This window comes from Microbacterium sp., assembly GCF_047971895.1.
Taxonomy (GTDB): domain Bacteria; phylum Actinomycetota; class Actinomycetes; order Actinomycetales; family Microbacteriaceae; genus Microbacterium.
In genome coordinates this window covers 1-3,558 of sequence record NZ_JBKEAF010000097.1, presented here as the reverse complement: position 1 = coordinate 3,558, position 3,558 = coordinate 1, and the positions used below count along the sequence as shown (strand labels likewise).

Genomic DNA, 3,558 nt, shown 5'->3' with positions numbered 1-3,558 from the left:
GATCTCCTCGAGCACGTCCCACACCTCGGGGCGGGCGCGTTCGACCGAACGTTTGGCGGCCTTGATGTTCTGCGAGTGCCCCAGGTCGATGAGGCGCTTGATCACGAACGGCTTGAACAGTTCCAGCGCCATCTGCTTGGGCAGACCACACTGGTGCAGCTTCAGCTGGGGTCCGACGATGATCACCGAACGACCCGAGTAGTCCACCCGCTTGCCGAGCAGGTTCTGACGGAACCGGCCCTGCTTGCCCTTGAGCATGTCGGACAGGCTCTTCAGCGCACGGTTTCCGGTACCCGTCACGGGGCGGCCGCGGCGACCGTTGTCGAACAGCGCGTCGACGGCTTCCTGCAGCATGCGCTTTTCGTTGTTCACGATGATCTCGGGAGCGCCCAGGTCGATCAGGCGACGCAGACGGTTGTTGCGGTTGATCACGCGACGGTACAGGTCGTTCAGGTCGCTGGTGGCAAAGCGGCCACCGTCAAGCTGAACCATCGGACGCAACTCCGGCGGGATCACCGGAACGACGTCGAGCACCATCGAGGCGGGGGTCATCCCGGTGGAGACGAACGAGTTGACCACCTTGAGGCGCTTGATCGCGCGGATCTTGCGCTGGCCCTTGCCTTCGGCGATCTGCAGGTGCAGGTCTTCGGCCTCGGCGTTCAAATCGAAGGTGGTCAGGCGACGCTGGATCGCCTCGGCACCCATATAGGCCTCGAAGTACTGACCGAAACGGTCCTGCAGCTCGTGGAAGATCTCGTCTTCGGCCTTGAGGGCACCGACCTCGAGCGTGCGGAACTCTTCCCACACCCGCTCCAGCTTGGCGATCTGCTCGTCCGCGCGCTTGCGGATCTGCGTCATCTCCTTCTCGGCGGCGTCCTTGGTCTTGCGCTTCTGGTCGGCCTTGGCCCCGGCCTCTTCCAGCTCGGCAAGCTCGGTCTCCAGCTTCTGCAACCGCTCGGCCACGCGCGCATCGCGACGATCGCCGAGGGTCTTCAGCTCGAGGCGGATGTTGTTCTCCTGCGTCGGGATGTCGCGGTGACGCGCCTCGTCGTCGACGGAGATGACCATGTAGGCGGCGAAATAGATGACCTTTTCGAGGTCCTTCGGCGCCATGTCGAGCAGGTAGCCCAAGCGCGAGGGAACGCCCTTGAAGTACCAGATGTGGGTGACGGGTGCGGCCAGTTCGATGTGGCCCATGCGCTCGCGGCGGACGGAGCTCTTGGTGACCTCCACGCCGCAGCGCTCACACACGATGCCCTTGAAGCGGACACGCTTGTACTTACCGCACGAGCACTCCCAGTCCCGGCTGGGGCCGAAGATCTGCTCACCGAAAAGGCCGTCCTTCTCGGGCTTGAGCGTGCGGTAGTTGATGGTCTCGGGCTTCTTGACCTCGCCGAAGGACCACCGACGGATGTCGTCGGCGGTGGCCAGGCCAATGCGAAGCTCATCGAAAGTTGTTGCGTCGAGCACGGGTTCTCCTGTGTCTGAGTAAATCTGTGTTCGGGCCGTCGAGAGACTTAGATCTCTTCGATCGACGACGACTCGAATCGGGTGGAGATGTTGATGCCGAGCTCTTCCGCCGCGCGGAATGCCTCGTCATCCGTGTCGCGGAGATTCACCGCGGTGCCATCGGCCGAGAGCACCTCGACGTTCAGACACAGCGACTGCATCTCCTTCATGAGCACCTTGAAGGACTCCGGGATTCCCGGCTCCGAGATGTTCTCGCCCTTCACGATCGCCTCGTACACCTTGACGCGGCCGAGGATGTCGTCGGACTTGATGGTGAGCAGCTCCTGCAGCGCGTAGGCGGCACCGTACGCCTCCAGGGCCCACACCTCCATCTCACCGAAGCGCTGACCGCCGAACTGCGCCTTACCGCCCAGCGGCTGCTGCGTGATCATCGAGTACGGACCGGTCGACCGCGCGTGGATCTTGTCGTCCACAAGGTGGTGCAGCTTCAGGATGTACATGTAGCCGACCGAGATCGGTGCGGGGAAGGGCTCTCCGGAACGACCGTCGAACAGTCGGGTCTTTCCGGTGGAATCGATGAGGCGGTCACCGTCACGCGTGGGAAGGGTCGAGTCGAGCAGACCCGCGATCTCCTCTTCGAGCGCACCGTCGAACACCGGGGTCGCGACCTTGGTGTTCGGGGCCGCTTCGAGAGCGGAATCGGGCAGACGAAGCGCCCACTCGGGCTTTCCTTCGACCTTCCAGCCCTGCTTGGCGATCCAGCCCAGGTGCGTTTCGAGCACCTGGCCGAAGTTCATCCGGCCGGGGATACCGAGCGGGTTCAGGATGACATCGACCGGGGTTCCATCGGCGAGGAAGGGCATGTCCTCGACGGGGAGGATCTTGGCGATGACGCCCTTGTTTCCGTGACGGCCCGCGAGCTTGTCGCCCTCGGTGATCTTGCGCTTCTGGGCGATGTAGACCACGACGCGCTGGTTGACGCCCGAGCCGAGCTCGTCGTCGTTGTCGTTCTCCGCGTCGAACACCTTCACCGAGGTGACCGTGCCGGAGACGCCGTGCGGCACCTTCAGCGAGGTGTCGCGCACCTCGCGGCTCTTCTCGTTGAAGATCGCGCGGAGCAGACGCTCCTCGGCGCTGAGCTCGGTCTCACCCTTCGGGGTGACCTTGCCGACGAGGATGTCGCCGGGCTCGACCTCGGCACCGATGCGGATGATGCCGCGCTCGTCCAGATCCTTCAGCGCCTCCATGCTGGCGTTGGGGAGGTCACGGGTGATCTCCTCCTTGCCGAGCTTGGTGTCGCGGGCGTCGACGTCGTACTCCTCGATGTGGATCGAGGAGAGCGTGTCGTCCTTCACCAGGTTCTGGCTGAGGATGATCGCGTCCTCGAAGTTGTGGCCCTCCCACGACATGAACCCGACCAGCAGGTTCTTGCCGAGCGCGAGCTCACCGTTCTCGGTCGCGGGGCCGTCGGCGATGACCTCGCCGGTCTCGACGCGCTCGCCCGCCTTCACGATGACGCGGTGGTTGTAGTTCGTGCCCTGGTTCGAGCGGTCGAACTTGCGCATGTAGTAGGTCTTGGTGCCGCCCTCGTCCTGCTGGATGGTGACGCGGTCGGCCGAGACCTCGGAGACGACGCCCGCCGCCTCGTTGGTGATGACGTCGCCGGCGTCGATGGCCGCGTAGCCCTCCATGCCGGTGCCGACCACGGGCGACTCGCTGCGCACGAGCGGCACGGCCTGGCGCTGCATGTTCGCGCCCATGAGCGCGCGGTTCGCGTCGTCATGCTCGAGGAACGGAATCAGAGAGGTGGCGACCGACTCCATCTGGCGGGGAGACACGTCCATGTTTTCGACGGACTTGGCGTCGACGAGCTGCACCTCGGAGCCCCGGGGGCGTGCGAGGATCTGCTTCTCGGCGAACTTGCCGTCCTTGGTGAGCGGGGCGCCGGCCTGCGCGATGAGGAACTCGTCCTCCTCGTGCGCGGTCAGGTAATCCACCTGGTCGGTGACCTTGCCGTCGATCACGCGGCGGTACGGCGTCTCGATGAAGCCGAAGGCGTTGATGCGCGCGAAGGTCGCGAGCGCGCCG

Annotated in this window: 1 protein-coding gene and 1 pseudogene; both read right to left on the bottom strand. The window is 64.7% G+C overall.

Annotation, left to right across the window (positions count from 1 at the left end):
• Positions 1-1,470, bottom strand: a pseudogene (locus ACK5IN_RS07695) (DNA-directed RNA polymerase subunit beta'); the annotation flags it as partial.
• 47 nt (positions 1,471-1,517) lie between these two features.
• The coding region (locus tag ACK5IN_RS07690) for a DNA-directed RNA polymerase subunit beta (protein ID WP_416895608.1) at positions 1,518-3,558 on the bottom strand (2,041 nt) is incomplete at its 5' end.